The following is a 23,113-nucleotide window of genomic DNA, read 5'->3' as shown; positions in this document are numbered from 1 at the left end:
TGATCTCGCATCCTTAATGCAACTCAAGTGCAAAAACAAAAGAATGGTTCAGCGTAAGTCTACCGATCAACATCCGCTTGCTAAGCAAGGCACTGCCGCCATGTCGGAGATGCCTGCAAAGTTGGCTACAGCTACATTCGCTCGTGCATTTGCAGCGCGTGATGTATGGCGCTTGCTGATTATTTTGTTTGGTGCTTTTGCCTTGGTCTTAGCTTTGACAACGGCTGCGACACATCAACACAAGACCGCGCTGGACACCAAAGAATGCGCCATCTGCAGCGATGTAATCGATAAGGTAGTCGGTCTGCCGTTGTTACCTGCGATTGTTCAGCACGTTTATGTTATGCCTTACCGGGTTCTCGCTGTCTCGGTCAAGATCGCCAACTATTGCTCGCCTGAGCTTTTTCCACCAAGCTGCGGTCCCCCGCACGCCTCTGCGTAATTCATCAAAAACAGTTCAATTTAAAAATTGAGCTGAACTCCGGTTTTAATTTAAATTTTCGAACTTCAGTTTGAAAATTATATTTTTAAGCGAGCTTGCCTTCATTCGACAAGGCTGGGTTTCGCGTATTTTATTCAGAGGTTATTAACATGCAACGTACTCTTAAACTGAGTAAGCTTTCACTCGCCCTGGCTGGTCTGTTTGCCATTTCATCCACTCATGCTGCAGGTGATTCTGTGGCGGACACGCCGGACGCATCAGGCAAATCTGACACGCCAGTACAAAGCGTAGAAGTGACCGCGGCGCATCTTAAAAGTGCGCGGATTGAATTGTCACCCAAGATCGGTACCACCGTTTATAGCATTGATACCCACATGATAGACATGCTGGGACAAGGCGATAACACACCGTTTAATGAGGTTTTGCTGCGTTTGCCTGGCGTCGCTCAAGACTCTAAGGCGTCTGGCGGTTTGCACGTACGTGATGATCACGCTAACGTGCAATATCGGATTAACGGTGTCCAGCTGCCAGAAAGTATTACTGGTTTTGGGCAGTCGATTGACACGCGTTTGGTCGATCAGACTGATTTTATGACAGGGGCATTGCCAGCACAGTTTGGTTTGCGTACTGCGGGTATTGTTGATATCCAAACCAAGGAAGGCGGCGTAACGCCAGGTGGCCGGATTGGTATCCAGATGGGTAGCCATAGCTATGTTGAACCTAGCGCGGAATTTTTTGGTAGCAAAGGCGCGTTCAATTATTATTTGTCCGGTAGCTTCTTATCCAACTCTCTGGGGATTGAGAATCCGGTACCAAGTTCTAGCGCATTGCATGACAAAACCCGGCAATCTAAAACCTTTGGTAATTTGTCTTATTTTTTAGATGACAACACGCGTCTGGGTTTGATGTTTGGTACCTATAACGGTCGTTTCCAGATTCCAAACAATCCTAACCAGGCGCCCGGTTTTGCGCTCACAGGTTTTAGTGACGGTACCACTAGCAGTTTGCCCTCATCCAACCTGAATGAGAACCAACGTGAGGTGAACCGCTTCGCCGTGGTTTCGCTGCAAAAAAGTTTAGGGAACGTCAATTTTCAGCTATCCGCTTTCAATCAATATTCTGAATTGCATTTTACGCCGGATGCGAATGGCGATTTAATTTATAACGGCGTCGCTTCAGATTCGCTGCGTTCTAACCGTGCCAACGGCGTGCAATTTGATATCAGTTATAAACTGCATCAAGATCACACTTTGCGGGCGGGCGGTGCTTATACCCGTCAAGTCACGGCCAGCAATAATGCTGTGTCCTTATTTACGACGGATGATTCCGGCGCACAAAATTCTTCAGACGCCATCACGATTCAAGACAATGGTGGCAAAACCGGTACGCTATCTAGTTTGTATTTGCAGGATGAATGGCATATCGCCCAACCACTGACATTGAACTACGGCGTGCGCTTTGACAAAGTGTCGGCCTACACCTCTGAACAGCAATGGAGTCCCCGTTTAAACCTGGCGTATAAATTGAGTGATACCACCGCTTTACACGCAGGTTATTCACGCTACTTCACGCCGCCACCGCAAGAATTGGCCGCGCAATCGAGTATTAATTTGTATGCCGGTACCACCAACGCACCACAAATTCCGACCTCCGACAACGTCAAGGCGGAGCGCACGCATTACTACGATCTGGGGATTAGCCATCACGTCAATCAAGACCTGGTATTGACCGCTGATGCTTACTATAAAAAAATTACCAATATGCTGGACGAAGGCCAATTTGGCCAGGCCTTGATACTCACGCCATTTAACTATGCGCAGGGTTACGCCAAAGGCTTGGAGTTGTCTGCAATTTACAGCCAAAAAAATTGGGGAGCGTATCTGAATCTGGCTTTTCAAAAAGCTCAAGGTAAAAATATTAATTCCGGCCAGGCTTTGTTTGGCGTAGATGAAGTTGCTTATATCGCCAATCATTACATCTATGTGGATCATGATCAGACCATGACGTTGTCGGGCGGTACTCACTACCATTTCGGCGATTCTCAACTCAGTGCCGACTTCTTATACGGTAGTGGTTTACGTGATACGCCAGATGGTGCAGCACCAAATTCAGGTACTTTGCCAAGCTATACAACGATCAATACGGCGTTCACCCATACCTGGAAAAATACCCCCGCCGGTAAGATAGAAGGACGAATTGCCTTGATCAATTTGTTTGATAAATCCTACTTACTACGTGACGGTTCTGGCGTCGGCGTCGGGGCTCCACAATATGGCCCGCGTCGTACTTTGTATGTGGGATTGTCCACCAGTTTTTAAGAGAATGTTTATTTAAATTTGTTAATGTGAAATGAATAGCCGATACTATAAAAAGATCGGCTATTTTTATATACTCCCCATAAATTTTATTATAAATGCCTTATTGTCCAATTAAGATATGGACGATCAATTTATACTTAAGGTGAGTATATGTTTTACAAGCGAGATTTATATCGGTATCTTGACAATAAAAAATGAATGTTAATACGTACAAATAAGTATCTGCAATTGAAACATCAGCATCCAAAATAACCTCAAACTGAATATGCTCGTACAATATTCCAAATGAGCACACCCACCTCGAACCCTCAATCCGCTTACGAGCGCCGTCAATATTTAATTGGTCTGGTGATCGCCATTACTGGGGCGATTTTATTTTCGACCAAGGCAATTGTCGCCAAACTGATTTACCGTTATCACGTTGATGCGGTCACTCTGATTATGTTTCGCATGCTATTTTCTTTGCCAATTTTTGCTGCAATTGCTATTTGGCAAGCACATAAAGGTGGCGCCTTGTCAGTAGCTGATCGTTGGCGTTTAGTGGTCTTGGGTTTGATCGGTTATTACCTCTCCAGTTTTTTAGATTTTTTGGGTTTGCAATACATCACCGCAGCACTGGAACGCCTGATTTTATTTTTGACACCTTCATTTGTGCTGCTGATTTCAGCAACATTTTTAAAACGTAAAATCAGCAAAATAGAATGCGCCGCTTTAGCAGTTTCTTACCTTGGAATAGTGCTGGTATTTGTGCATGATTTACAGTTTGGTGGCGCAGATGTTTTGCTAGGCGGGTTGCTGGTTTTAGGTGCCGCCACATCGTATGCTCTGTACTTAATACAGTCTGGTCAATTGGTGATGCGCCTTGGTAGCCTGCGCCTAGTTTCTTATGCGATGTGTGTATCTAGTGTGGCATGTATCGGGCAATTTTTTGCGCTGCGCCCTGTCAGCATGATGATCCAGCCCGCACCTGTATACTGGTTGTCTTTAATTAACGCAATATTGTGTACTGTGTTGCCGGTATTCCTGACCATGATTGCGGTGCAACGTATTGGCGCGCCCATCGCCTCGCAAGCAGGCATGATAGGGCCGGTTTCTACTTTATTTTTAGGGGCGTTTTTTTTAAGTGAACCGATCACCGCCTGGCAGCTTGCAGGCACTGTTTTAGTCGTTGGCGGCATGTATTTATTGTCGATGAAAAAATGATTATTTTTTTAATCTGAGTTCACATTTCAATTCAGCTCAATTCACATTAAGAGCTAAATTAAAACTTTAATTCAAATTTGAATTACAGCTAATTAACCAAGAGAGCGAGACCATGACAACCACAAAAGCCATCATAATCCAGCAAACCGGCGGTCCAGAAGTGATGGAATACGTCGATGTCACACTGGGCCAGCCAGGCCCCGGCGAAGCGCTGGTCCGCCATGCCGCCTGCGGGCTGAATTATATCGATGTGTACTTTCGTACCGGCCTATATCCGCAAGTCTTGCCAGCGGGTTTAGGGATGGAAGCCGCAGGCGTAGTGGAGGCTGTTGGTGCTGATGTGACTTATGTCAAGGTAGGTGATCGTGTTGCTTATGCCGGTCGCCCCAACGGTGCGTATGCCGAGGCTAGGATTATGCCAGCCGATAATCTGGTGCGTCTGCCAGACAATATCTCGTTTGAAACCGCCGCAGCAATGATGTTGCAAGGCTTGACTGTGGAATATTTGTTTAACCGCACCTTTCCGCTCAAAGGTGGAGAAACTATTTTGTTCCATGCCGCAGCAGGTGGCGTCGGTTTGATTGCTTGTCAGTGGGCGCGGGCGATTGGCGTGACGATGATAGGTACCGTCGGTTCGGACGAAAAAGCCGAGCTCGCCAAAGCGCACGGTTGTACTCATGTGATCAATTACAACAAAGAGAATTTTGTTGAACGGGTGAAAGAAATTACCGGCGGCAAAGGCGTGCCAGTCGTGTATGACTCCATCGGTAAAGATACCTTCATCGGTTCGCTCAATTGTTTGTCGCCATTGGGCATGATGGTTAGCTTTGGCAGCGCTTCCGGTCCCGTACCAGAATTTGGTTTGAACGAACTCGCATCGCGCGGATCTTTGTTTATCACCCGTCCTAGCCTGATGAGTTATGCCGCTAAGCGCGAGGATCTGGAACAGATGGCAGCGCATTTATTTGCCATGGTGGAGGGCGGCAAAATCAAAATCGACGTGCATCAGCGCTATGCTTTAAGTGAAGTAGCCCAAGCACATCACGATCTGGAAGCCCGAAAAACAACGGGTTCTACCATTTTGATTCCTTAGTATTGATTCCCTAAGATCGGCGCTGTCAGACACTCGGGACTTACGGAAAAACTAAAACCCCTCATTGCAGGGTCGTGGAGGCGCGGAGTCGCAACAAGAGCAGAGAAAAGCATTGATTTGCTGTTTCCCAGATTTCTCTGCGTTTGTTCATCTTCTCTTCCTCTGCGGTGTGCGGGGTTTTTTGTAGATTTGAATCCAAGCATACAGTTAGAAACGACAATAAAGCAACAGCACAATTAACAGCAGTGCATGTGGTAATCCTCATCAAATTTTTGTGCATGCAAATTTATTTGGTATTTTCAAAATAGATCATCCGCAGGCTTAACTTTTTATCTGTTTTTTTGGTTGTTTTTTATTTGCGTCGTTTTATACTTCAGTCAAGTATGTTGGGTGTATTTATTCTTTTTATCTCGATATGAATCCAAAAATAATCTATTCAACCGTGATAGCAGCAATGTTTTTTTACTTTGATTTGACTTCGATTGCCTGTGCAGAGACTCCATTGAATCATTTGGTTCAAGCAGACATCGAGTTGGGTAAAGCTAAGACAGCGTTTGAACTTCTGCGCAAGCAAGCTGACAGTTTGATCTCAACAAATGATGCCACCAAGATTCAACAACTTGCCCAAGAGCTGGCAGAAGCAGAGGTGGTGTTAAGTGGCAAGAGCCTTAGTAAGATTGACGGAGACTACTCTCGCTTAGGTGGGCTGTTGTACGATATACGCTCTGACCTTGCCAGAGCGTATATGAGGTTAGGCAATACAGAGCGCGCACTATTGGTATTGGAATCAATGAGTGGCCAAGTAATTGGACCATTTCTTCGTCCCCTAATTGAAAAGGATGAGATATATAAACCAGTTATAACAGATTCTCGATTTCAAAAGTTTCTTGCTACTCAAGATATACCCAAGTCAATTGGCAGCAACTCGCCGATTGGAAGTGGTTTTCAGACCACACTTTCAGTCGAACAACGTATCGCTGGTTTATCACTCTTTTGGGCTAATGCGAGACGTGATTTTGTCTACATAAATCGACTGCCTGAACTGAGCTGGGACAAGATTTATATGGAATTTCTTCCTCAGGTCATCGCTGCAGAATCAACCAAGGATTATTATCAGGTCATGATGCGTCTGGCTCCGCTGTTGAACGATAGTCACACCAATATTTATCCACCAGACGAATTATCAGAAGTTTTCTTCTCGCGCCCTCCAATGATGACTAGCAAGATTGGCGATCAGGTCATCATCCTTGAAATAAGAAGCAATACATTACGCCACCATTTATCCGTCGGCGAGGAAATACTGAAAGTTAATGGGCAAGAGGTGCATCAATATGTAGCCTCGCGTGTGGCGCCTTATGTGAGTAGTTCAACGCCACAGGATCGTGCTGTTCGTGAGTACTATTACCAATTTTTGGCAGGAGATGCTGATACTCCAGTCAAATTTACCATTCGTGGGATTGACGGAAAAATACGTGAGGAAATTGTTGCCCGAACTGGTTATACGGATATTGAGGAGAGGAAGATTTTTAGTTTTGCAGTATTGTCGGACAATATCGCGTACTTAGCCCTTGAGCAATTTGAAAATAATGACGGTGTCCAGGCGTTCATAAAAGCCCTTCCCATTATTTTAAAATCGAATGGATTGATCTTGGATGTCCGGAGAAATGGTGGGGGCTCTACTAATGAGGGGCTAAAAATTTTAAGCTACCTCACCAAAGAATCAATCCCATATCCTACAAGTATAAAGAGATCGGAAACTGGGCTTGATCGCGCACGTGGTGACATCATATCCTGGACTCCAATACCTTTAAGTGGAAATTTTGTACTTCGACATACGCAGATTTATTCTGGACCTGTTGTCGTTCTCGCTGGGCCACAAACGTTTTCTGCTGCAGAGGATTTTTTAGTGGCTTTTGACGTCATGAAGCGCGGAAAAATTATTGGAGAAACGTCTGCCGGTAGTACTGGTCAGCCATATTTTTTTAAGCTGCCAGGTGGCGGTAATGCGCGAATTTGCGTAAAACGCGACACATACCCAGATAGCAAACAGTTTGTCGGTGTAGGAATAAAACCAAATATTGAGATCATTCCAACTGTGAATGACATTCGCTCAGGCCGCGATATTGTTTTGGATACGGCAGTGTTACAGTTAAAATCGTACTCAGAACAGACTGCTAACAAGGTAGAAGCTAGTGATAGCGCAGGTTTTCATTTTTTCTCTAAAAAATCAACATCCAGTGCGATAAACTAATTTTCAATATGTTTGATTAATAAGCAAAATAATTCATTTCCTGAGTCTGCGCTAGGGAGTGGTATTGGTCTCTGTTACCATTCATGACTTGAGACAATTTCAAAATTAAGACAAAATCAAGACAAAACCGAGACGAAATTAATATGAGCAAGCAAGAGCAAAAAGAACCAGTCGCCTCAAATAATGTAGATGGCGTACCAAAGTTTGGGCGGTTATTGATCGTACTATTTTTGGCTGTTGCCTTAATTGTATTTATTACGTTTGCGACAGAAGCTTATTACTCATAAAGCATAACGCTGGCGCAAATCATTTTTTGATTAAGTTAGGACTTACGCAAAACCGCGCCTAACTACGTTGTATCTCCTAGCTGTGTAAGGTAGTATCTTCGTCGCTACGTGTTACCGGACAATTTTTCGTAAGTCCTATAAGCTTAATTGATGGTGTGATTCATAAAATAAGTTAAATAAACAATGGACACTATCCCACTCGGACTTGGCAACACCACCAAAAAGAGCGAATTTTCTAGCTCGAGCAGACTATTGATTTTACAAAGTCTGGTACCGGTTGCGACTAATCGAGTCTCTTCTCAATTAGAGGCATTTTGTGCCCGGTTAACGGAGGCTTTGTTTAAGATTTCTGATCAAACGGTCAGGCCGGAAGAGGCGACTACTAGTTTTCATGCCTATCAGCTTTTAAAAAGAAACAGCACAACCTTTTATCGTTTGGTCGGTGGGCAAATTAATGCAGCGCTTGCCAAAGAAGTTAGCACTGTTAATACCCGCAAAAAGTCCAAAAAAGAAGATGAAAAACAAGACTTCTCGCTGGTCACCTTTGAGGAGATGGAAAGTAAAGTCTTGATCCGAAACTTGTGCCAATCTTTAGAAGTCAGCAATGCAGAGCAGTTAGTGGCATTGAATATCCGTATTGGACATGTCTTAAGGCGGACACCAATCAACGTGTCGCAGAATCCATTCCGGCCGGAGCTGTTTGTACGTGCGGTATATCAAGCCTGGATGGAATTCGACACCACACCAGAATCACACCATCTGGTATTACGGCTGTTGCAGCCTAATTTGTTTTTGCAGCTCGCACCGATATTGCAAGAGGTGAACGAGGCCTTAATCGCGCGTGGAATTTTGCCTGATATCAGCGAATCATTTAGGAAGAATCAGCGTAAAAGTGAGTTTAGCCGCTCTGATGATATTGCCGACCGTGATCCTTATTTAGAAAATAAACTCAGGAATATTTTTTCTGCACAATCAAATAATCAAGCTGTGTTCAGTTCATCCGGGCAGAGTGGTCAAACTCATCAAGCTGGCCAAACTCCTCAAACCGGCCAAGCTGGTCAATCTAATCAAACTGGTCAATCTGAGCATGCAGGAAAAGAACATTCTCTCGAGTGGACTGGTAGAGAAACACATACCGCAGGCAATGTTAATCATGCCGAGAAAATCACCATAGACCGTAACTTTTTTGACTACCTGACCAGCATACAAAGAAATAATAATTTGGCGTCTGCTACCGGCAATCCAGATGCGTCGGCTTTGCGCCAATTGTCGCAGCAAGCGACAAGCGATAGTAAGCTGACGCACATTGATCAAAATACGATAGAACTATTGGCACGTATTTTTGATTTTGTTTTTAATGATCCGAATATTCCAGGTGACATTAAAGGATTGATTGGGCAGTTGCAGATACCGACGCTCAAGGTTGCGTTGATGGATAAAGATTTTTTTTTCAAAGAAACGCATCCAGCGCGAGTTTTGATCGACACTCTCGCCAAGTCCAGTATTTTGTTGAATGCAGAGAGTAATAGCGAGGATCCCTTATATCAAATGATAGAAGGCATCGTCGAACGCGTGCAGCAAGAGTTTGATCAGCAAATCGATTTGTTTTCTGATGTGGTTTCTGATCTGGAAACCTTCCTCAAAGATGAAGAACAGAAGATAGAAGATGCGATAGTGCAGCCCGTTGCTAACGCGCTCAAGCAAGAAAAAATGCGCCTGGCGCGCGAATTTGCAGAGCATGACGTGTCTTTGCGGGTAGAGACAGGTGAAGTTGCCGGCTTCTTAGAAACCTTTTTACTAGAGCAATGGATACGTATTCTGACCATTGCGCACAGCGTAAAAGAGCAAAAGCCGCACGCTCTGGAAAACGCCTTAAAAACGATGGACGACCTGATCTGGAGCTTAAAGCCTAAGAACAGTGCCGAAGAACGTAAGAGCCTGGTCAGCAAATTACCATCGATGCTGACCTTGCTCAATGCCTGGTTAAATGCGATTAAATGGGATGAGCCAGATCGGGTGATTTTCTTTTCTAAGTTGGCCGAGCGGCACGCTGCCATTGCCCGCGCCCCGCTGGAGTTTTCACCGCGTCGTCAATTAGAAATCGCGGTGAACATTGCTCAGCGTGCGAGTGAGCGCCGCCTCAATCGTCATGTGCAAGACCAGATTGATCAAACGGATGATGAATGGGTATTATTGCTGGAGAGTTTGGAGAGAGGCATCTGGATCGACTTTACCCGCAGCAATGGCTCTATTGCGAGATTCAAACTAGCATGGGTTAGCCCAAAACGTACCCGCTATATTTTTACTAATCGTCAAGGGCATGACGCTTTTTCTATCGCCAGTGAAGAGCTGGCAAATAAATTCCGCAATGGAGAAGCGCTATTAATTTCAGCAGATTCTGTGGTTGACAGAGCGCTGGTCGAAGCGTTGCGCGATCCTCCAAATTAAACTTGAGCTGTTTAGTTGGTGCCAACAGGATTGCAATTCTGCTAGTCAGCAATAATATACTCCCCATTATTTTTATTGAAAATGCCTTATTGTCCAGTAAGCGCCTGGACAATCTAAAAATACGGGAGGGGAGTATATTTTCTGATTTACTTCATAATTGGTAATTCTATCTCCATCGTACTGCCAGTTTTGGCGGGGAAATCAATAAAAGCGCTATCAATCAAATACGGCATTTGCAGATTAATTTCTGGGCTCAATTGCTCGGTACTGGCTTTGATTTCATACAGCTTTTTGCCGCTGACTTTGTCGGCAATGCCAATTTCTAATTGATGCAAATAGTAACGTCGCACGCTCAGATCTGACATCAGCATGCTATCGGTGCGCCCAAAATAGTATGGCGAATAAGAATAAGGGTAGCGATAGTAATAGGCTCTCGGGATAAGGCCTCTTCTGAAATGGCTACCCCAGAATGGGTCATACAAAGCTAAATCCCAAGGTGCGGAGAATTGGATTTCACTTAAGCCAGTGCCGTATTGCATGCTGATTTTAAGCGCCGCATTCGCCTCGCTGCCAGCTTCTGCAAAGCCTAATGTCTGTAATTTGTTACGCAATAATTGCTCATAGCTGTTGTACTCAGGACTATTTTGTTGCGGCTCTGTGCGCTCGATGACATAGCTTTTATCTTTAATATCGGCTGGCCATTCCTGAAAAACACTGACTCTGCTCGTTACGCTGGTTGCGCAGCCCGCTAACAACAAGCTAGTCGTCGCCAGTAATAACAAAAGAGATTTTCTGATGGGGGAGGTTCTTCCTGTTTTCATGATCGTGCTCCTGTTTTGCTTTTACATTGTTGCTGTGTTGCTTCGATTTGTATCTCTGTTGGTGTCTGTACATATTAGTCGATAGAATTTTAAGTTGGTTCTGTTTGCGATCTATTATCTGTTTCTCTTTGTAACTACGTTACCTCTTAACGATGATTTACTCGACTTAAACGACGATTCGCTTAACCATATCCCTAAAAATCCACACACTTACCCAAATTTTCTGCGGTAATCATCAAAGCTTGCATGCCTTCCGGCGCAGCTTGGTAAAATGGTAGCCTTTGCTGTGTCTTTAAACTAGTTGCAAAATAGATTAAAGACACAGCACCTATTCTTTTTAGAAGGCTCACCATCACATGCGCACAGACAACAACGATACCGCAGTTACCCCAGTGACGATTTATCGCAAAGATTACATCGCTCCAGGATATTGGGTAGATACGGTCGAAATGGGTTTCGACCTCGACCCTGACGCTACCCATGTTGCCACCAGAATGGTGATGCGACGTAATCACGATAGCAGCGAAAAAGATATCGTGCTGTTTGGTGAGTCACTCAAATTGCTGCAACTGCGCATGAACGGTGTCAACCTCAAAAAGTCGGCGTACAAAATCGAAGGCGAAACACTACGTATCGCCAATGCGCCGGACGAAGTCACGCTAGAAATTGAAACGCTGATCAAGCCAGTCAAAAATACCTCCTTGTCCGGCTTGTACACCTCCAATCAAAACTTCATCACGCAATGTGAGGCAGAAGGTTTCCGCAAAATTACCTGGTTTCCGGATCGTCCTGATGTGATGGCGAAATACACCGTCATGCTGCGCGCCGATAAAAAGAAATTTCCGGTCTTGCTCTCCAACGGCAATCTGATTGAAGAAGGTGATCTGGGTGACGGCCGTCATTACGCCAAGTGGGAAGATCCGTTTAAAAAACCTTCTTATTTATTCGCGCTGGTTGCAGGTAAATTAGTGTGTCAGGAAGAAAAATACAAACTTAAATCTGGCCGTAAAGTCTTGTTGCAAGTGTGGGTAGAAAACGGCAATCTCGACAAAACCCAACATGCTATGGATTCGCTGAAAAACAGTATCCGTTGGGATGAGGAACGTTTCGGCCTGGAGTTGGATTTAGATCGTTTTATGATCGTTGCCACTGGTGACTTTAATATGGGTGCGATGGAAAACAAGGGTCTAAATATTTTCAACACCAAGTATGTACTAGCGAATCCACGTGTTGCAACGGACGTGGATTATGCCGGTATTGAATCGGTCGTCGGACACGAATATTTTCATAACTGGACCGGTAATCGCGTTACTTGCCGCGACTGGTTTCAGTTGTCGCTAAAAGAAGGCCTGACAGTATTCCGTGACCAGGAATTCTCTGCTGATCTGGTCGGTACTGCCACTGGCCGCGCCGTAAAACGGATAGAAGATGTGCGCTTGTTACGCCAAGTCCAGTTCTCTGAGGATGCAGGTCCGATGGCGCATCCTGTGCGTCCAGATTCTTTTGTTGAGATTAATAATTTTTATACTGTCACGATTTACGAAAAAGGGTCGGAAGTCGTACGTATGTATTACACCTTGCTCGGTCATGAAGGATTCCGTAAGGGCATGGATTTATACTTCCAGCGCCATGATGGGCAAGCAGTCGAGTGTGATGATTTCCGTGCGGCGATGGCGGATTCTTCCGGTCGCAATCTGAAGCAATTTGAACGCTGGTACAGCCAGTCTGGCACGCCTCGCGTCAAGGTCGTGACGAGCTTTGACGCCGATACAAAAACTTATGAAATTAAGCTGAGCCAGTCTTGCCCGGCGACGCCAGGTCAGCCAAAAAAACAGGCTTTCCATATTCCTGTTGCAGTCGGTTTGCTGGACGCGGCTGGTAAAGATTTACCATTAAACGTAGAGGGGCAGCCAGCCACGGATAAAACTACTTTAGTGCTGGAACTGACGCAAGCCAGCCAGAGCTTTAAGTTCACTGGCATTGCGCAAGAACCTACGCCATCAATTTTGCGTAATTTCTCTGCACCGGTCATGTTAGAGATTGATTACACCGATGAGCAACTCGGTCATTTGCTGGCACATGACAGTGATCCGTTTAATCGTTGGGAAGCCGGCCAACGTCTGGCAATACGTCGCTTAGTGAAGCTGACAAACGCAGTACAAAATGCGGAAGTCTTAGAACTGGACAGCATGTTTATCGAAGCGCTGCGGTCCACTTTAAATGACAAAACATTAGATCCGGCTTTCCGTGAACTGGTCTTGACCTTGCCATCCGAGGCAATGATCGCAGAAGAGTTTAAGGTGGTCGATCCGCAAGCGATCCATATCGCCAGAAAATTCGTCCGTAGCACTCTGACACAACATCTCAAAGCCGATCTATTGACGACCTATGAAGAGAATTTGACGCCAGGAAAATACAGTCCAGATGCAGTGTCTGCCGCTAAACGGGCGCTAAAAAATCTGGCATTGTCCTATCTGCTGGAGTGGGCGGATGACAGTACATTTGATCTGGCAAAAACCCAGTTTGATGAAGCCGAAAATATGACAGACAGAATTGCAGCGTTGACTGCCTTGACGAATTTTTCTGGCTCTGCCAAAAATACTAAAGCTGCTGCCCAGGCATTGAATAAGTTCTTCAGAGACTTCAAAAAAGAAGCTTTGGTCATCGATAAGTGGTTTATGTTGCAAGGCACGGCACGCACCACGGATGTGGCAAAGGTGCGCGAGTTAATGAAGTATCCAGCCTTTACTCTGAGTAACCCAAATCGTGCACGTAGTTTGGTGTTTAGTTTTTGTAATGCTAATCCGTCCCGCTTCCATGCGGCAGATGGCAGCGGTTATGCTTTATGGGCAGAATTAGTCATCACTTTAAACAAGATGAACCCACAAGTTGCTGCACGTTTAGCGCGCAGTATGGATCGTTGGAAAAAATATCCTAAGAATTTGCAAGTGCATATGAAGGCCGCTTTGCAAAGTGTTGCCGATACTAAAAAATTATCTAGCGATGTGTTGGAAGTGGTGACAAAAGCACTTGCTTCTTAAGTTTCTGTTGAATTGCTGCTGAGCTGTAGTTGAGTTGCAGCTCAGTTGCAGCTCAGTTACAGTTAGCCGCTCTAATTTTGAATTGTTATGTTGAATCACTGCCTGTGCGTTGTAATACGTTTTAATAGTAAGCAACGCAGAGCATAAAAAGGAAGCTCATGAAACGTGTCAGTCTGACCCAATATCTGGTCGAAGAACAACGCCTGAATAATTCGATTCCAGCAGAATTGCGCTTGTTGATCGAAGTCGTCGCACGCGCTTGCAAAACCATTAGTCATGCCGTCGGCAAAGGTGCCTTGGGCGAAGTCTTAGGTACCGCAGGTAGCGAAAATATTCAGGGCGAAGTGCAAAAGAAATTAGATATTTTGTCTAATGAAATTCTGCTGGAAGCCAATGAATGGGGCGGCCATCTGGCAGCGATGGCATCCGAGGAAATGGAAAGTATCCACCCAATTCCCAACCGGTATCCTAAAGGCGAATACATGTTGCTATTCGACCCGCTCGACGGCTCCAGCAATATTGATGTCAATGTTTCCATCGGTACGATTTTCTCCGTGCTCAAGGCACCAGAAGGTATGGCAGAGCCGACTGAGCAAGATTTTATGCAGGCCGGTAATAAGCAAGTTGCAGCGGGCTATGCGGTATATGGTCCGCAAACTGTGCTGGTGCTCACCACTGGCAATGGTGTAAATTGCTTTACCTTGGATAGGGAAATGGGTTCTTGGGTACTGACTCAACAAAACATGCAAATTCCCGTCGATACCAAAGAATATGCGATCAATGCCTCTAATGCGCGCCATTGGTTGCCGCCAGTGACTCGCTATGTTAATGAGTTACAGGCTGGCGTCACTGGTCCACGCGGTAAAGATTTTAATATGCGCTGGATTGCTTCTATGGTGGCTGACGTGCATCGTATTCTTAACCGTGGTGGTGTCTTCATGTACCCGGCTGATGCGCGTGAACCAGACAAGCCAGGCAAGCTACGTTTGATGTATGAAGCGAATCCTATGTCCTTCATCGTAGAACAAGCGGGTGGCGCATCCACCGATGGCAAGCAGCGTATGCTGGATATTCAGCCAGAGAAATTGCATCAACGCGTACCCGTTTTTCTGGGGTCGAAAAACGAAGTTGAGTTAGTGACTCGGTATCATCAGGAATAGTTTGATAACAGGTAGTTACTGCGAGCCAACGCTGCTGAGGACGTAGCTGATCTGTTGATAGAAAAAGCCCACTTCATTGTGGGCTTTTGCTTTTATCGCCGAATCCGGCTCTGTGACTTGGAATTACACTTTTTGGCCTTATATCGGTAAAGGACGTCATCAAAAGTATCACCAATAGCATCACCTAGCAAAGCAGTTGCAAAGCTAGATAAGCAGAATTTTTTACGAAGAACTATTGTTTTTATGTAAATTAATTGCGATTTAAATAAATACAACCAAGCACAACCAAGCACAATCAAGCGTAACCAAGCCAGAAATAGCCTGTAAATCCCGCCAAGATGCTTGGTTCGCCTCTAAATTGGTACCGTCGTTTATACTCTGCTCTTCACGTTGTCACTGTAAGTTGTTGTGGTGATAACAGCTAGATAAGCTTTATACATGTTTATATTTGTTTAAACCCGTTTTAGACATGGTTTACAGATAAGAAGTAACGAGTCATCAAGACTCCTAAAAAGAATCAATCGCGAGAACCTTTATGTCCAGCCACCCATCGCCTGCAAGTACGCTCGCAGGTAATCCAAAATCTAACGACAGCAATACCAGCAACCCGAGCAGTAGCTCAGGTCAGGATTTGGATTATGTTACCTCCTGCATTTTGCCAACGACTTGGGCAACTTTTCAGATGCATGCTTTTTTTGAGCCAGCCACCGGCAAAGAGCATATTGCGCTGACCCTGGGTGATGTCGCCAACGGTGAACCTGTATTAGCCCGCATTCACTCAGAATGTCTGACCGGCGACGCCTTATTTAGCCAGCGCTGCGATTGCGGTCCGCAGCTGGAACTAGCATTACAAAAAATCGCCCAGGAAGGCCGCGGGGCTTTGCTGTATCTGCGCCAGGAAGGACGCGGTATTGGCTTGCTAAACAAAGTACGTGCGTATCATTTGCAAGACTTGGGTGCCGACACGGTAGAAGCCAATCAACAACTTGGGTTTGCTGCAGATTTACGTAACTACAGCCTGTGCGATCCTATGCTCAAGCATCTGGGCATTAGCTCGCTAAAACTGATGACCAATAATCCACGCAAAATCGCCGCGATGGAAGGATTAAACGTCAAGGTCACAGAGCATATCCCGCTAGTGATCAAACGCAATCCCCACAATGATCGCTATTTGAGTACCAAGGTTACCAAGCTGGGACATTTGATACAGCCGGAGTTGTAATTATTTCGCTATGTAGTTAAAAATAAATCGTTCAAAAACGAACCTCCAATACTATTGCGGCTTCTGGCATGAAAACATGCCAGAAGCCGCAATAGTATTGGACATCTAAAAGTAAGTTTTAGATGTCTGCAATAAATTCACATTAGCAAACGCTATGCATCCAGCCATGCGTATCTTCCGCGGTACCGTGCTGTAGCGCCAGCAGAGCTTCACGCAATGCCATAGTGACTTTGCCGTTTTCACCTTGGTTGATTTGCATCTCAAAATTCTTTGCTTTGACATGGCCGACTGGTGTGATGACGGCGGCTGTACCGCAGGCGAATACTTCTGTCATCCGCCCTGATGCGATGTCGTCGCGCCATTGTTGTACTGTGAGCTTGCGTTCTTCTGTTTCGTAACCCAAGTCTTTGGCCATTTCCAGCAAACTACGACGGGTGATGCCGGATAGCAGCGTGCCGGTGAGTTCTGGCGTAATGATGCGAGTTTTCCCTGCTTCTTCGTAGACAAAGAATAGGTTCATCCCACCCATTTCTTCTATGTATTCGCGCTTTACTGCATCCAGCCACACCACCTGGTCGCAGCCTTTTTCCAGCGCTTGCGCTTGCGCTACCAAGCTGGCGGCATAATTGCCTGCGCACTTCGCCTCTCCAGTGCCGCCGGGTGCTGCACGGACAAAATCTTCGCTGATCCACACCGTCACCGGTTTAACGCCTTGAGGAAAGTAGGCGCCGGCGGGGGAGGCAAATAAGACGAACAGATATTCGCTGGCAGGGCGCACACCCAAAAACGGATCAGTGGCAAACATCAGTGGTCGCAGGTACAGACTTTCTCCCACATTTTTGGGTACCCAGGCCTTATCCATGGTGATTAAAGCGTCTGCTGCTTGCATGAATATATCACCGGGCAAATCCGGCATTGCCAGCCGCTGTGCGCTGCGGTTGAAGCGCGCGCTGTTAGCATCTGGTCGGAAGGTTTTGACACTACCATCCGGCTGGCTGAAGGCTTTAAAGCCTTCAAAAATAGCCTGGCCGTAATGTAGTGCAGATGCCGCAGGGTCCAGGCTTAAAGGGCCGTAGGCTTTTAATTCGCCTTGTTGCCAAGCGCCGTTACGATAAGGAATGACCACCATATGATCCGTAAAAATTCGGCCAAAACTCGGGTTCGTCATGCGTTCGGCACGTTGTGCATCGCTCAGCGGGTGATCAGAGGGTGTTACTAACAGAGTCGGTGTGGAGGTGATCATCATTATCTTAGAAGTCAATGTAGGGAAAACAATCAAAATATTGCGTAAGTCCTGATGAATTAATTTTAGCCTTATTTTGCGATCAAGATAAGTTTTGCGCTAAAGATGTTGATCGCGGACTTGTCAGGGGCGACTAAGCGCAAGTACGCGGAGACTTGGTGGAGACCGTCACAGATGGCAATCGTAATCCCAAAATGATAATTTGGGACTGATGCGAACCGTCCTAGCTGTGTTGCCTTCGTCGTTAGGTCTTGCCGGAACAATTTTCAGGAAGCTCCCCAAGTATGAATATTCATATACTCCCCTGTTAATTTACCAAATATGCTACTTTATCCAATGATTATATGGACACCTAATATATACAGGGTGAGAGTATTTAAATTAACCTGGCTAAGCTGATTGACGGTGGATTGGTATAACCTCGCTTTGTTCCAACAACATCAAACTGAAGATACGCTTTTAGGAAACCGCACATCCACTTGCAAACCAATCCCATTGTCCGGCGTCTTTAAATCAATAGTCGCGTTTAAAGAATCACCAATCTCTTTCACAATCGCCAGCCCTAGACCAGAGCTATTGGGTTTACTGTCATCCAGACGGTAAAAGCGGTCAAAGACTTTTTGCTGTTCTGTTAGCGGGATACCGACACCGTTATCGATCACACTAAGTAAAACTTCGTTTGCTACCTGGCTGAGTGATACCGTAATCGTCCCTTCAGTTTTCATATGCTGTATGGCATTGTCGATTAAGTTGGAAACCAGTTCGCGCAGCAGATAGGGCGGTGCATCGACGATCGCAATGTCATCAAGCACGTCAATCCCAAGCTCGATATTTTTTTGTTGCGCTAGCGGTGCCAATTCTTCCATCACGTTTTTAATCAGGTCGGCAAGTTGTGTCGATTTGCGAGTGATGTTTGCATGTCGATTCTGTTCTACTGCCGCCAGAACGAGTAATTGATTGATGACTTTTGTGCCTTGCAAGATCGTTTTTTGGATGGCGTTCAATACTTCTTTTTGGGTCTGATCAAGATGACTATTTCGATGACCATAGTTGATCTGCGATGTGATGATGGCAAATGAGGTTCTTAACTGGTGTGCCGTATTTGCGACAAATTGCTCGTACGATGCCAGTGTCTTGTCTAGTCGCGCCACATAGTCGTTCATGGCAAAAATCACGGGTCTGATTTCAGCGGGAGCGGTTTTTTCATCCAGCTTTTCTAACGAGCCTGGCTGACGTAATAATAATTTTTCACCGAACTCAATGAGCGGACGGAGTGTCCAGCGAAACGCAATCATCATCCCGATAAGCACAATCGATAACAGGATTAAATGCTCCCGCATTGTTAAGTAAAATAAATTAGATTTGAATGCATCATGACCTCGTAGTGTCTGCGCTACTTGGGTAATCACGTAGTCCTTAGAGCCGCTGCTTGGCAACTGATGGGAGTAGGCAATTACCCTGACTGGTTCGCCACGGATGGTGCTAAGAAAGTAAGCAGCTTGCTCTGTCGTGAGTGTTGCTTTATAGACGCTTAGCTCCGGGTTACCTGCGATCAGTACCCCGGTGTTATTCCGTACCGAATATAAGACACGGTCTTGATATTTACTGGCGAACAGCTCTACCGCAGCAGGCGGCACACTGATTTCATACACGCCATCGACCTTCGAGATCTGTTCTGAAATAATTTTTGCAGCACCTTTAAGCAATTGTTCTTGCACCAAGGTAGCAACCTGATCTGTATTGATATAGGTCACAAGCAAATCGATTGCCGAGATCAGCACCGTTGGCAAAAATACCCAAAGAGCTAGCCGGCTTTTAAGACTTTTAAGTCGAGGCAACATAGGTCAACATATATCCCAGTCCACGCAAGGTAATAATCTGCGCACCCGAGCCTTCAATTTTTTTACGTAGGCGAAGAATATAAATTTCTAGTGCCTTTGGTGACACGGTATCGTCCAGAGTGAACAAGCCATCGGCTAATTCTTTCTTAGAAACGGTTTTCCCGGATTGTCGTATCAGCGCTTCTAAAACCGCATATTCTCTTGGCGTCAGGTTGATGTCCTCACCGTGACTACTAAATTTTTTTGAGTTACTGTCATAGCTTAGTGCTCCACATGCCACGACAGGATTCGTCTTGCCACTGGCGCGACGCAGTAAGGACCGCAGACGTGCCTCTAATTCTTGGATGTCAAACGGTTTGGCGAGATAATCGTCGGCACCTAAATTTAAATTTTCAATAATGTCGCTCAAGGTATCAAGCGCACTGATGATGAGCACCGGGACTTGATTATCTTTGCTGCGTAATTGCTTTAAGACCGCTTGCCCTTTTACTCCGGGTAGTGTCAGATCTAACAGGATGGCATCATAACTTTGCGTAAGCAGCAGGTGTAACGCATCCTCGCCTGAGAAGGCTTGCTCAACGGCATAACCCGACTGCGCTAATAGCCGTGTGAGCCAAGACGACAGCTCCCGGTTATCTTCTACTAAAAGTAATTTCATGGGAATAAGGCTAAACCATCTTGGCGATAACCGGGCAAGTGAGTTTCTTTTTTTCCACAAACAGATAGATTGAAGGCTGACTGAAGGTTTAAATCATCTACATTTGCCAACGTAGAATGAATCTATCAAAGCAGACTCGATAATTTTTTTGGCTTTTGGCTTGAGCGATAACAAAGTTAGAGTAAAACCTTATTTGCGATGAGGCCAAAGCGCAGGTCTGGCAATAGATCAATAAAAAACGATTCAAAGAAATCGAGAGTCATCTTGTAATACAACTCAAAAAAATAACGGAGACAATCATGAAAGCAGTATTAAAACTCGCATTAAAACCGATAGCAGCCATGCTGATGCTGGTATCCAGCATGCAAGTCCATGCGGCTGACAAAATCACGATTATGGTCGGTGGGATAGAGAAGCAAATCTACTTGCCGGCTAAATTGGCAGAGCAGTTAGGGTATTTAAAAGAAACCGGTCTGGAGATTGAATTACTGAGCGAGCCAGCCGGGGTCAATGCAGAGACAGAAATGTTATCTGGTGCAGCGCAAGGTGTAGTAGGTTTTTATGATCACACCATCGATTTGCAAGCGCGTGGAAAATTAGTGCAATCGGTAGTCCAGTTTAGCCAGGCACCGGGCGAAGTAATTTTAGTGTCCAAGGCGGCTGCCAAAGAGATCAAATCCCCCGCAGACTTTAAAGGTAAGACATTAGGCGTCACAGGTCTTGGCTCTTCCACCAATTTTTTGACGCAATATCTGGCGGCTAAAGCAGGCGTGAAGAATAGCGAATTTACGACCTTGCCAGTGGGCGCAGGCTCAACTTTTATTGCAGCAATGGCACAAAATAAAATTGATGCGGGCATGACCACAGAGCCAACAATTTCGCGTCTGGTATCCACCGGTGCGGCTACCATTTTGGTCGATTTGCGCACGGTGAAAGAAACTGAAGCTGCGCTCGGTGGTACTTATCCGGCAGCTTGTCTGTATATGCCCACTGCCTGGGTGAATACGCACAAAGATCAGGTACAAAAGCTAGCAAACGCGTTTGTAAAGACCTTGAAATACATTAAAACTCATAGCGCAAAAGAGATCGCAGACAAAATGCCAGCGGATTATTACGCATCCAATAAGCAGATGTACATCGATGCGCTGGAAGCCAGCAAGCAGATGTTTACCGCTGATGGTGTGATGCCGGAAAACGGCCCCGCGACCGTACTCAAGGTATTGAATGGTTTTGATAAAGCGGTACAAGGCAAGACGATCAATCTGGCGAATACCTTCACCAGCGAGTTTGTGAAAGCGGCGAAATAATGGAACATTCGGTGATTGAGGTGATGACTACGGCAACCAGTATGGCAACGAGCCTAACTAAGAATGTGGCGACGAATGTAGCCATCGAGTTGACCAATGTCAGCAGAAAATTTATCAGTCCGGCTGGCAAAGTAACCCTTGCATTAAAAGATTTTAGTTTGACGGTCAATGAAGGTGATTTCTGCGCGATTGTTGGTCCTACCGGCTGCGGCAAATCAACTACTCTAGGCATGATCACGGGTTTAAATCCGCCGTCTTCAGGTAGCGTTAAAGTATTTGGTAAGCCGGTGACGGGGATTGATCCCGACATTGGTTTTGTGTTTCAGGCAGATGCAGTTTTCCCCTGGAAAAACGTGATCGATAATATTGCGATTGGTCCGATATTTCGCGGTAAGGATAAAAAAACGGCGAAAGAGATGGCGGGCGAGTGGGTGCGCAGAGTCGGTCTGGCGGGCTTTGAATACCATTATCCGCATCAGTTATCGGGCGGTATGCGTAAGCGTGTTGCACTGGCGCAGACGTTTATTAACGAGCCAAAAATCTTGTTGATGGACGAGCCATTCTCCGCATTAGACGTGCAGACCCGTGCACTGATGCAGGACGAATTACTGGGCTTGTGGTCAGAGAAAAAAGCCTCCGTCGTGTTTGTGACCCATGATATTGAGGAGGCGATTGCATTAGCAGATCGTGTGGTGGTGTTGTCTAAAGGTCCCGGCTCTGTCAAGAGCTGCTACGAGATTCCTTTAGCACGTCCGCGGGAAGTTTCTACGGCACGCTACTCAGAAGAATTTATCCATCTGTCAAAGCAAATCTGGACGGATTTAAAAGATGAAGTCCAAATTTAAAGCGGGATTAAAAATATGAATACTACTGTCCTAAATACGTCGCTCAATCTGCCTGAAATCGGTGAGGAAGAGCGCAAGGCGATTGCCAAAGGGGTTAATCATCACCGTCTGGTTATTTTTTTACGAATCGCACTGGCCGTGGTGACTTTAGGTGCGTGGGAATTATCGGTTAAAGCGGGTTTAATTGATCCTTTCTTTTTCTCGCAACCGACGGCTATTTATGAGCAACTGATGACATGGATCACAGAAGGTACGGCGCAAGGTCCGCTCTGGCGTGAATTGCTGGTAACGATGGAAGAAACGGTACTGGGGTTTTTGATTGGTAGTTTTCTGGGTATTTTTTTCGGGATTGCTCTGGGCCGCAATAAATTGGCAGCGGATGTGTTGAGTATCTATATCAAAGTCGCTAATGCTATTCCGCGTGTGGTGTTGGGGTCGATTTTTATCATCATGTTTGGTTTGGGCATGGGGTCTAAGATTGCATTAGCGGTTGTGATGGTATTTTTTGTCGTGTTTGGTAATGCGTTCCAAGGCGTGCGTGAGGCGGATAAAAATCTGATTGCCAACGCATATATTTTGGGGGCGAGTAAACGTCAGGTGACTTTCTCGGTCGTGTTTCCGTCGGCACTGACTTGGATTTTAGCCAGCTTGCATGTCAGCTTTGGTTTTGCATTAGTCGGTGCCGTGGTCGGTGAGTTTTTGGGTGCGCGACACGGTATCGGTTTGCTGATCGCCACAGCGCAAGGGACGTTTAATGCAGCCGGTGTATTTGCAGCAATGATCGTGTTGGCGGTGGTCGCCTTGGCGGCCGAGTATCTGCTGACTGCGATTGAAAACAGATTATTGAAATGGCGTCCGGTGCAGTTTGTTGAGCAGGGTATGTGATTGTTAGGCAGGTTTTATGTACTCCAATTGGCCCGCTGACGCGGGCTT

17 protein-coding genes are annotated in these 23,113 nt (G+C 45.7%); 13 read left to right on the top strand and 4 right to left on the bottom strand.

The window, feature by feature from the left end; genetic code table 11:
• Window positions 1-43: 43 nt before the first annotated feature.
• The 7 genes from QN395_RS04640 to QN395_RS04610 all read left to right on the top strand — a co-directional run bounded on the left by QN395_RS04640 (window position 44) and on the right by QN395_RS04610 (window position 10,042).
• Window positions 44-442 carry a hypothetical protein gene (locus QN395_RS04640; RefSeq protein WP_322117880.1) on the top strand — a complete coding sequence of 133 codons (399 nt, stop codon included), beginning with the start codon at window positions 44-46 and terminating at the stop codon, window positions 440-442.
• 149 nt (window positions 443-591) lie between these two features.
• Entirely contained in the window at window positions 592-2,760 is a 2,169-nt protein-coding gene (locus QN395_RS04635) for a TonB-dependent receptor (RefSeq protein WP_322117881.1), read from the top strand.
• Window positions 2,761-3,045: 285 nt separating this feature from the next.
• Window positions 3,046-3,963, top strand: a complete 918-nt coding sequence (locus QN395_RS04630; RefSeq protein ID WP_322117882.1) for a DMT family transporter — start codon at window positions 3,046-3,048, stop codon at window positions 3,961-3,963.
• 112 nt (window positions 3,964-4,075) lie between these two features.
• A complete protein-coding gene (locus QN395_RS04625) occupies window positions 4,076-5,056 on the top strand; it encodes a quinone oxidoreductase (protein WP_322117883.1) in 981 nt (326 codons plus the stop codon).
• 415 nt (window positions 5,057-5,471) lie between these two features.
• Window positions 5,472-7,307, top strand: a complete 1,836-nt coding sequence (locus QN395_RS04620) for a S41 family peptidase (protein WP_323491784.1) — start codon at window positions 5,472-5,474, stop codon at window positions 7,305-7,307.
• Between the two features lie 143 nt (window positions 7,308-7,450).
• Window positions 7,451-7,594 carry a hypothetical protein gene (locus QN395_RS04615; protein WP_322117885.1) on the top strand — a complete coding sequence of 48 codons (144 nt, stop codon included), beginning with the start codon at window positions 7,451-7,453 and terminating at the stop codon, window positions 7,592-7,594.
• Window positions 7,595-7,777: 183 nt separating this feature from the next.
• Window positions 7,778-10,042, top strand: coding sequence for a DUF1631 family protein (locus QN395_RS04610; protein WP_322117886.1), 2,265 nt, complete (start codon window positions 7,778-7,780; stop codon window positions 10,040-10,042).
• Between the two features lie 146 nt (window positions 10,043-10,188).
• Here the strand turns inward: QN395_RS04610 and QN395_RS04605 are convergent, their stop codons facing one another.
• Window positions 10,189-10,863, bottom strand: coding sequence for a DUF4136 domain-containing protein (locus tag QN395_RS04605; protein WP_322117887.1), 675 nt, complete (start codon window positions 10,861-10,863; stop codon window positions 10,189-10,191).
• A gap of 356 nt (window positions 10,864-11,219) precedes the next feature.
• Here QN395_RS04605 and pepN point away from each other — a divergent pair, with 356 nt between their 5' ends.
• The 3 genes from pepN to ribA all read left to right on the top strand — a co-directional run bounded on the left by pepN (window position 11,220) and on the right by ribA (window position 16,286).
• A complete protein-coding gene (gene pepN, locus QN395_RS04600; RefSeq protein WP_322117888.1) occupies window positions 11,220-13,904 on the top strand; it encodes an aminopeptidase N in 2,685 nt (894 codons plus the stop codon).
• A gap of 158 nt (window positions 13,905-14,062) precedes the next feature.
• On the top strand, window positions 14,063-15,064 hold the full coding sequence (locus QN395_RS04595) for a class 1 fructose-bisphosphatase (RefSeq protein ID WP_322117889.1): 1,002 nt from the start codon (window positions 14,063-14,065) through the stop codon (window positions 15,062-15,064).
• Window positions 15,065-15,599: 535 nt separating this feature from the next.
• Window positions 15,600-16,286 (top strand): GTP cyclohydrolase II, encoded by a 687-nt coding sequence (gene ribA, locus QN395_RS04590; RefSeq protein WP_322117890.1) that lies wholly within the window; start codon window positions 15,600-15,602, stop codon window positions 16,284-16,286.
• 142 nt (window positions 16,287-16,428) lie between these two features.
• Here the strand turns inward: ribA and QN395_RS04585 are convergent, their stop codons facing one another.
• The 3 genes from QN395_RS04585 to QN395_RS04575 form a co-directional block, all read right to left on the bottom strand.
• Complete coding sequence (locus QN395_RS04585) at window positions 16,429-17,532, bottom strand: branched-chain amino acid aminotransferase (RefSeq protein ID WP_323491783.1); 1,104 nt, start codon at window positions 17,530-17,532, stop codon at window positions 16,429-16,431.
• 437 nt (window positions 17,533-17,969) lie between these two features.
• The gene (locus tag QN395_RS04580) at window positions 17,970-19,370 is read right to left on the bottom strand and encodes a sensor histidine kinase (protein ID WP_322117892.1); all 1,401 of its coding nucleotides are present in this window, start codon (window positions 19,368-19,370) and stop codon (window positions 17,970-17,972) included.
• A complete protein-coding gene (locus QN395_RS04575; protein WP_322117893.1) occupies window positions 19,354-20,028 on the bottom strand; it encodes a response regulator in 675 nt (224 codons plus the stop codon). The genes QN395_RS04580 and QN395_RS04575 overlap by 17 nt, the downstream gene beginning before the upstream one ends.
• 299 nt (window positions 20,029-20,327) lie before the next feature.
• Here QN395_RS04575 and QN395_RS04570 point away from each other — a divergent pair, with 299 nt between their 5' ends.
• From QN395_RS04570 to QN395_RS04560, 3 genes are read left to right on the top strand one after another with little or no spacing between them, the layout of a single operon-like run.
• Complete coding sequence (locus tag QN395_RS04570; protein ID WP_323491781.1) at window positions 20,328-21,335, top strand: ABC transporter substrate-binding protein; 1,008 nt, start codon at window positions 20,328-20,330, stop codon at window positions 21,333-21,335.
• A gap of 41 nt (window positions 21,336-21,376) precedes the next feature.
• The gene (locus QN395_RS04565) at window positions 21,377-22,180 is read left to right on the top strand and encodes an ABC transporter ATP-binding protein (RefSeq protein ID WP_322117895.1); all 804 of its coding nucleotides are present in this window, start codon (window positions 21,377-21,379) and stop codon (window positions 22,178-22,180) included.
• 15 nt (window positions 22,181-22,195) lie between these two features.
• Window positions 22,196-23,065: an ABC transporter permease gene (locus tag QN395_RS04560; protein ID WP_322117896.1), complete on the top strand. Its 870-nt coding sequence runs from the start codon at window positions 22,196-22,198 to the stop codon at window positions 23,063-23,065.
• Window positions 23,066-23,113: the final 48 nt, after the last annotated feature.

The organism is Undibacterium sp. RTI2.2, from assembly GCF_035018705.1.
GTDB lineage: Bacteria > Pseudomonadota > Gammaproteobacteria > Burkholderiales > Burkholderiaceae_D > Undibacterium.
The sequence above is the reverse complement of the archived record's forward strand: the minus strand, read 5'-3'. Positions and strand labels throughout refer to the sequence as shown.

Coding starts and splice junctions, on each gene's coding strand:
- QN395_RS04565 (WP_322117895.1), top strand. CDS start 21,377: ATGGCAACGAGCCTAACTAAGAATGTGGCGACGAATGTAGCCATCGAG.
- pepN (WP_322117888.1), top strand. CDS start 11,220: ATGCGCACAGACAACAACGATACCGCAGTTACCCCAGTGACGATTTAT.
- QN395_RS04585 (WP_323491783.1), bottom strand. CDS start 17,532: ATGATGATCACCTCCACACCGACTCTGTTAGTAACACCCTCTGATCAC.
- QN395_RS04610 (WP_322117886.1), top strand. CDS start 7,778: ATGGACACTATCCCACTCGGACTTGGCAACACCACCAAAAAGAGCGAA.
- ribA (WP_322117890.1), top strand. CDS start 15,600: ATGTCCAGCCACCCATCGCCTGCAAGTACGCTCGCAGGTAATCCAAAA.
- QN395_RS04575 (WP_322117893.1), bottom strand. CDS start 20,028: ATGAAATTACTTTTAGTAGAAGATAACCGGGAGCTGTCGTCTTGGCTC.
- QN395_RS04640 (WP_322117880.1), top strand. CDS start 44: ATGGTTCAGCGTAAGTCTACCGATCAACATCCGCTTGCTAAGCAAGGC.
- QN395_RS04595 (WP_322117889.1), top strand. CDS start 14,063: ATGAAACGTGTCAGTCTGACCCAATATCTGGTCGAAGAACAACGCCTG.
- QN395_RS04620 (WP_323491784.1), top strand. CDS start 5,472: ATGAATCCAAAAATAATCTATTCAACCGTGATAGCAGCAATGTTTTTT.
- QN395_RS04605 (WP_322117887.1), bottom strand. CDS start 10,863: ATGAAAACAGGAAGAACCTCCCCCATCAGAAAATCTCTTTTGTTATTA.
- QN395_RS04630 (WP_322117882.1), top strand. CDS start 3,046: ATGAGCACACCCACCTCGAACCCTCAATCCGCTTACGAGCGCCGTCAA.
- QN395_RS04615 (WP_322117885.1), top strand. CDS start 7,451: ATGAGCAAGCAAGAGCAAAAAGAACCAGTCGCCTCAAATAATGTAGAT.
- QN395_RS04580 (WP_322117892.1), bottom strand. CDS start 19,370: ATGTTGCCTCGACTTAAAAGTCTTAAAAGCCGGCTAGCTCTTTGGGTA.
- QN395_RS04635 (WP_322117881.1), top strand. CDS start 592: ATGCAACGTACTCTTAAACTGAGTAAGCTTTCACTCGCCCTGGCTGGT.
- QN395_RS04560 (WP_322117896.1), top strand. CDS start 22,196: ATGAATACTACTGTCCTAAATACGTCGCTCAATCTGCCTGAAATCGGT.
- QN395_RS04570 (WP_323491781.1), top strand. CDS start 20,328: ATGAAAGCAGTATTAAAACTCGCATTAAAACCGATAGCAGCCATGCTG.
- QN395_RS04625 (WP_322117883.1), top strand. CDS start 4,076: ATGACAACCACAAAAGCCATCATAATCCAGCAAACCGGCGGTCCAGAA.